The organism is uncultured Chitinophaga sp. (genome assembly GCF_937874145.1).
GTDB lineage: Bacteria > Bacteroidota > Bacteroidia > Chitinophagales > Chitinophagaceae > Chitinophaga.
On the sequence record NZ_CALNBI010000149.1, the window covers coordinates 1 to 6,273 of the forward strand.

Sequence of the window (6,273 nt, forward strand, 5' to 3'; positions counted from 1 at the left end):
CCGTTAACGTTAGAATCGGGTAGCAAGAAGGTTTTTAAACTTGTGAATGAAGATGGAAGGGAGATTGCGGTCAATTACAACGACGTGACCCTGAATAATTCGAATGCGAAAGTGAGGTACACCATGTTGAAGGGCACCCGCGACTTCGACCTGACGCTCTCGCACGACGAACCCGCGGATCAGCTGACCACGCTGGAAGTGATATATAAGCAAAAGAAGATCGGGGAGATTTCGGCGTACGTAACGCCGCCCTGCGGTTCGGCCCCGCAAATTATGGGCGTGTCTATGGACTGCGATCCCCGCGGCATCCGCATCAAAGTGGCGTTTAAAGCAGACGGCGCCGGTATCCTCGCATATGGCGGAGGCGGCGCCTGCAGTAAGGAAGGGACCTGTTACCCCGTGCGCCTGTACTTCATGAACCCCGGCGCGCCGCAATTTGAGATCGCGGCGAACGGGTATAATGTGGAGCTGATTTCCGGTACGGTGAACGAAGGCGTGGTTGCGTTGTATATCAGCGGTTGCCAGCCGGGCAAAGGCGCCAGGGAAAGCCTGGATTACATGTATCCCAATTACCGCTGGCAGGTGCAGCTGATGAACCGTTGCAACAAGCGCAGTAGTATCGTGGATCTGTAAGGTTTCGGATTAATTTTCCTGCAGCTCGGCGGCAAGTGCCTGTTCTTTTTCCCATTTGCGGATCAGGCGGGCCTTGGCGGTCGTGAAGCAATAATCTTTCGCTTCCGCGAAGGAAATCCCGTAACGGCGCTCCATATCCCGGATATCGTCCGGGAAGCGGGCCAGCAGCTGGTCGTAATAGTGATCCAGCACGCTATCCGCCGGCACTTCAAAGGCGATCCTTACCTGGAACCGCCGCATCAGCGCGGCATCGATGATTTCGGGATGGTTGGTGGCGCAGATGAGCAGGGATTTTTCGGGATAATAGTCGATCAGCTGGAGGAGCGTATTCACCAGCCTGCGCATCTCCCCTACGTCCTGCGCATCGTTCCCCCGCGCTTTGGCGATCTGGTCGAACTCGTCGAGGAATAACACGGCATTTTCCCGCGCGGCTTTGTCGAACACCTGCTTCAGGTGCTGCGACGTTTCCCCGATGCGGGCGCTGACGATATTGCTGAGATTGAGGATGTAGATGTTTTTATGCAGCGCATGGGCCAGCGCCTTGGCCGTCATGGTTTTCCCGCAGCCGGAAGCACCGTGCAGCAGGAGCTTGTTGTTGACCGGTAACCCGTATTGATGCAGCTCGGCGATGTATTGATGTTCCCGGATGAGTTGCCGGCACATCTGCCTGCTGTCGTCGTCGAGGAATACACTGTCCAGCTGCACCTGTTCCCTGTCATGAATGATCAGATCCAAAATATTCATAGCCTGCAAAGTTCGTAAAATTATGCGACCGGTTCCTCCCCTGCGCGCTGCGCCTGGTTTTTAGCGATCCGGTACTTGAAATTGAGCCGCGGGGCCTCTCCCACGTAAGCCACGCTTTCTTCCGCTATCTTTTCCGCACCCAGGCGGGTAATGGCGACCTGGGAGCGGATATTGGATGCGCCGATATGGAAATACACCTGGTCTACATATTGGAACAGGTAATCCAGCATCATTTTTTTAACGGCCTGGTTGATGCCTTTTCCCCAGCAATCCCGGCTGTAAAAGGTGTATCCTACAAAGATGGAGTTGTCACTTTCATCGAACGCATACATCCGCGTGCTGCCGATCATCCTGCCCGTTTCTTTGGATATAATGGCGAAAGCGCCCCCGCTTTGCATTGCGCCGTCGAAGAAGTTCCGGAACACCGGTTCCTGCCAGCGGTCCTTATTGGGGTGCTGCTCCCATATTTTAGGATCTGCGGCCACGGCGTACAATTCCGGTAAATCGGCTTCCTGCAGCGGCCGGAGCTGCACGGATTCGTTTTCGAGAATGGGTTGGGTATGGAATGCCATCGATATTCGTTTAACGGAAAGCGGGAAATCCCCGGCAAATGTACTTTGGTTTCGCATTACCGTGATGGTCCAGTTTTGAAAAATTGGGATGGCCAGCCCGGGTTTCTTCGCGCTCAACCCTCTTTCCGCACCGGGAGATACTCCAGCACTATTTTGCCGCTCTTATAGGCCGTATGATTTTCCAGTTTTAATTGCGTGGTACCCTTGAAGATGGGGAGCCCCTGCCCGATGGCCACTGGATTCAGGAAGATGTAATAAGCGTCGACCAGGCCGTGGCTGATGATCTCGCCGGCAAACGTGGCGCCGCCGTACGCGATCATATCCTTGCCCGGATGCTGTTTCAACTCCCGCACCACCGTGGCCAGGTCGCCATTCTCCACCCGAAGGTTCCGGCCGGGCATGGAAGTCAGCGTCTTGCTGAAAACGATCTTCTGCATATTCACCATCCGCTGCGCCAGGGGCTGTTCGCCGCTATCGGGCTGGTTGTCGACCACGCCTTCCCAGTATTTCACGAAGCCCGGGGTCATTTTGCGCCCCATCAGGATGGTATCGCAACTGTCGGCCAGCGCAATGACCTTCTGCATCCCGGCCGGGTCGATATCGCCGGAAAGCCACATCCAGTCCATCTGCCCTTCCGGGCCCGCAACAAATCCATCGAGCGTCAGCTGCACCTGTAAGATTAATTTCCGCATAACATGGTATTTAATGGTGAGATTCAAAGGTAAACCGCCAGGATGGCTGGGATCAGGGGGAATTACGACAAATAGCAGGCGGATTGCGCCCCGGCGCTTTGGGGCACAAAAAAACACCTGCGGAGCAGGTGTTTGCGTAATTTTTAACGATATCTATCTGTTAATCAATCAGTTTTACATTGGCCGCGTTGTAGCCGCGCGGCGATCTTTCCTTGGTGAAAGTCACCTTGTCTTTTTCCTTCACCGGCTGCGACAGCTGGTTGTTGTGGAAGAAGATACTATCTTTTGAATTGTCTTCAGTGATAAACCCGAAGCCCTTCGTGGAATTGTAGAAAGAAACAAACCCGGTGCGGGTAGTATCTTCCGGCGGCCTGGACCTTACTTTGGCCATAGCTGCCAGTTCGTGCAACGGAACGCTTTCGGTGCCTCCCTTAGGCGCAAAAGGAGTAAGGTTGCCGTTTTCGTCCACGTAAGCCAGCATGTCTTCCAGGCTTTTGCCCTTGTCGTTGTTGGTCTTACGGAATCTCATTTTCTCCGCCTTGTCTAATTTTGCTTTTGCTTTTTTGTTGTTCTTTTCCTTTTTTGAAAAAGTTTCACCCATGTTTTGTGGTTTTAGTGATGCCGCATTATTGCGATAAAAAACTTATTTGGACGAGCTTCCCATTGGCAGCACGGGCTGCATTTGGAAATCTCCGATGTATCGGACCCGATATTTTACTGATGTCACGTTTCGATATTACGCAGGCCCCTCGAATTGCCGTATAAAACATGCCATCGTAACCGGCAGCTGGAAAAGCGAAGACTGAGGAAGAAGAGGAGTTATCCGGGACTTATTCAGAAGTAGCTGAGGCAGTAGCCTGTGCAATGATGCAAAGATACGACTTTTTATCGGTAATCCCCGGATAAACGGTAAACAACCACCGGTTGCACGAAAACAACAAGCCCCGCCGTTACCAAAGCGGTTGCAGCTGCACTTCCACCGCCTCTTCCACCTGGTCGCTATCCAGTCCGCGGGTAGCCGGTTTGGCCGCCGGCCTTTGGGCCCTGACGATCACTTCCATTTCGAAATCCACCTTTTGAGTCGGGAGCGCATGCTTGCGTACCCCCTCGTGGTCGAAATCGCCGCGGATGTCGGTAAAACTGTTGATGACGGTGCCTACCGGCTTGTCTTCCACGTCTACCAGGTACCGCCCCACGATCCCCGCCACCTGGGTCACGATATCCAGCGCTGCGCCAACCGGGCTGCCGGCGGAGGCCATTCCCGCCACCGTTCCCATGAGGGTCTTGTACTCCTCGTCATTTTTAAGGCTGGTCAGGATCTGCCCGGTATCCCGCAGTCCTTTTTTGCATTTGATGACGGAACACATCGTATGGATCTGTTTAGGCGGCTGCCTGGCCGTTTCGTTCTGCTGCCAGTAGAAAATGGTCTTGTTGATGGGCAAATGCTCGTTGTCGCCGATCCGCGGGAAACCCTGCAGGTCGATCCCGCCTACCAGCTGGTTACCAATATCGCTGACCACGATGGTCAGGCAATAGAGCTTCGAAAAGCCGGGGAAAGGAAAGAAAGGCTCGGTATTGTTGTCTTTCACAAAAGGCGGCAACAGCCGCAGCTCGATACCGGTAAGCTTGCCGGAAGTGGGGATCGCGCGGGACAGGCGGCCTGATGGTGTAAATACGGCGCTGGTCGCAGGGTCGAGGAAATCGATGCTCATGTTTTTGCTGTTTATGGGGTTTATAAATCGTCTGAAATTGTAAATCCGGGGAAATATGGTCCAAACCGTTGCTGCTATTGGGGATCAATACCATCAATTTAGAAATTATCCGGGAGAATAACAAGAATGGGCCGCCGCACTTGAATTTGAAATCCGTTCTGCCTACCTTTGCCCTGGTGAAAAAGTGCCTGGCTGTCATATTACTGATTGCTTACATCACTTCCGGTGCGGAATTACGGGAGCTGATGAAGCTGCCCGTGCTCATCCAGCATTACCAGGAGCACCGGCAGCTGGACGGTGGCATTACATTCACCCAGTTCCTCATCGACCATTACAACAACATCCCCCATACCGATAACGACGAAGAGCGCGACAACCAGCTGCCTTTCAAAAAGGTGGACTCCAGCATCTTCAGCTCCCCGGTGGTGCCGGCATCCTTCGCCGCCGAGCTCCGCAAGCCGGTAATACCCCTGGCTTTGGACGAGCCTTATCCCAAAAACGATAACCTGATACCTTCCGCCAATATCAGCAATATCTGGCAGCCTCCCCGTTCCGGACGTAACAGCATCGTGTAGGACAAGCCCCTTCCGGCGGCCTGTCCCGTTACCTATTTCCGGATTTTTATTCAATCAGTAATTCATGTTAAACCGAATTATAGGGTTTTCCGTCAGGAATAAACTCGTCATTGCGTTATGTACCATCGCACTGATCATCTACGGCATTTTCGAACTGTTCAAATTGCCGGTAGACGCCGTGCCGGACATTACCAATAACCAGGTGCAGATCATCACCGTGGCCCCCTCCTACGGCGCAACCGACATCGAGCGCCTCGTCACCTTCCCCGTGGAGCAATCCAGCAGCAATATTGCCGGCATCACCGAAATCCGCAGCTACAGCCGGTTTGGTTTGTCGCTCGTAACGCTGGTATTTGATGATGACGTGGATATCTATTGGGCGCGGCAACAGGTGTCCGAGCGCCTGGCCGTTATCCAGGAATCCATCCCCGACGGGATCGGCAAGCCCGAGATGGGGCCTATTTCCACCGGGCTGGGTGAAATCTATCAATACGTGGTAAAGCCGAAGAAAGGTTATGAGGGAAGATATGATATCACCGAGCTGCGCACCATCCAGGACTGGATCGTGCGCCGGCAGCTGCTGGGCGTGAAGGGCGTGGCGGAAGTGAGCAGTTTCGGCGGCAAGCTGAAGCAATACCAGGTGGCCGTGAGCCCGGGTAAACTACAGGCGCACGGCGTTACCATCGCCGATGTGTTCAAAGCGCTGGAAACCAATAACGAAAATACCGGCGGCGCCTATATCGAAAAGCAGGCGGCCGTTTTGTATATCCGCAGCGAAGGGCTGATCGGCAGCAAGGAAGATATCGGGCATATCGTCATCAAAAATATCGCCGGCGGCTCTCCCCTGCTGATCCGCGACGTGGCGGAAGTCACCATCGGGGCTGCTACGCGCTACGGGGCGCTGGCGTACAATAACGAAGGCGAAGTGGCCGGGGCCATCGTGATGATGCTGAAAGGCGCCAACAGCAATGTGGTCATCGAAAACATCAAACAAAAGATCGCGGAAATCCGGGAAACGTTGCCGGAAGGGATTGAGATAGAACCCTTCCTCGACCGGACCGACATGGTCAGCAACGCCATTCATACCGTGGAGGTTAACCTCATGGAAGGCGCGCTCATCGTGGTGTTCGTGCTCGTAATTTTCCTGGGGAACCTGCGCGCGGGGCTGCTGGTGGCTTCTGTTATCCCGCTGTCCATGCTCTTCGCCATCATCATGATGAACCTTTTCGGCGTCAGCGGCAACCTGATGAGCCTGGGCGCGCTGGACTTCGGCCTGATCGTGGACGGCGCCGTCATCATCATCGAGAACTGCCTGAGGCGCTTCGCCGAGGCCCAGCATCAACAG

General features: G+C 54.2%; 8 protein-coding genes. 3 read left to right on the plus strand and 5 right to left on the minus strand.

Annotation, left to right across the window (positions count from 1 at the left end):
* On the plus strand, window positions 1-633 hold a 633-nt coding region (locus Q0510_RS07015), incomplete at its 5' end, for a hypothetical protein (RefSeq protein ID WP_298709520.1).
* A gap of 9 nt (window positions 634-642) precedes the next feature.
* Here the strand turns inward: Q0510_RS07015 and Q0510_RS07020 are convergent.
* The 5 genes from Q0510_RS07020 to Q0510_RS07040 all read right to left on the minus strand — a co-directional run bounded on the left by Q0510_RS07020 (window position 643) and on the right by Q0510_RS07040 (window position 4,353).
* Entirely contained in the window at window positions 643-1,377 is a 735-nt protein-coding gene (locus tag Q0510_RS07020; protein WP_298709522.1) for an AAA family ATPase, read from the minus strand.
* A 20-nt stretch (window positions 1,378-1,397) separates the two neighbouring features.
* The gene (locus tag Q0510_RS07025) at window positions 1,398-1,949 is read right to left on the minus strand and encodes a GNAT family N-acetyltransferase (protein ID WP_298709524.1); all 552 of its coding nucleotides are present in this window, start codon (window positions 1,947-1,949) and stop codon (window positions 1,398-1,400) included.
* A gap of 113 nt (window positions 1,950-2,062) precedes the next feature.
* Complete coding sequence (locus Q0510_RS07030) at window positions 2,063-2,641, minus strand: dihydrofolate reductase family protein (protein ID WP_298709525.1); 579 nt, start codon at window positions 2,639-2,641, stop codon at window positions 2,063-2,065.
* Between the two features lie 160 nt (window positions 2,642-2,801).
* Complete coding sequence (locus Q0510_RS07035) at window positions 2,802-3,170, minus strand: cold-shock protein (protein ID WP_298709527.1); 369 nt, start codon at window positions 3,168-3,170, stop codon at window positions 2,802-2,804.
* 421 nt (window positions 3,171-3,591) lie between these two features.
* Window positions 3,592-4,353: a hypothetical protein gene (locus tag Q0510_RS07040; protein ID WP_298709529.1), complete on the minus strand. Its 762-nt coding sequence runs from the start codon at window positions 4,351-4,353 to the stop codon at window positions 3,592-3,594.
* 146 nt (window positions 4,354-4,499) lie between these two features.
* Here Q0510_RS07040 and Q0510_RS07045 point away from each other — a divergent pair, with 146 nt between their 5' ends.
* On the plus strand, window positions 4,500-4,928 hold the full coding sequence (locus Q0510_RS07045) for a hypothetical protein (protein WP_298709531.1): 429 nt from the start codon (window positions 4,500-4,502) through the stop codon (window positions 4,926-4,928).
* Window positions 4,929-4,992: 64 nt separating this feature from the next.
* On the plus strand, window positions 4,993-6,273 hold a 1,281-nt coding region (locus Q0510_RS07050; RefSeq protein WP_298709533.1), incomplete at its 3' end, for an efflux RND transporter permease subunit.

What these genes read in the sequence shown, in the direction of transcription:
- Q0510_RS07020 (WP_298709522.1), bottom strand. Translation starts at nt 1,377, where the DNA reads ATGAATATTTTGGATCTGATCATTCATGACAGGGAACAGGTGCAGCTG.
- Q0510_RS07025 (WP_298709524.1), bottom strand. Translation starts at nt 1,949, where the DNA reads ATGGCATTCCATACCCAACCCATTCTCGAAAACGAATCCGTGCAGCTC.
- Q0510_RS07030 (WP_298709525.1), bottom strand. Translation starts at nt 2,641, where the DNA reads ATGCGGAAATTAATCTTACAGGTGCAGCTGACGCTCGATGGATTTGTT.
- Q0510_RS07035 (WP_298709527.1), bottom strand. Translation starts at nt 3,170, where the DNA reads ATGAGATTCCGTAAGACCAACAACGACAAGGGCAAAAGCCTGGAAGAC.
- Q0510_RS07040 (WP_298709529.1), bottom strand. Translation starts at nt 4,353, where the DNA reads ATGAGCATCGATTTCCTCGACCCTGCGACCAGCGCCGTATTTACACCA.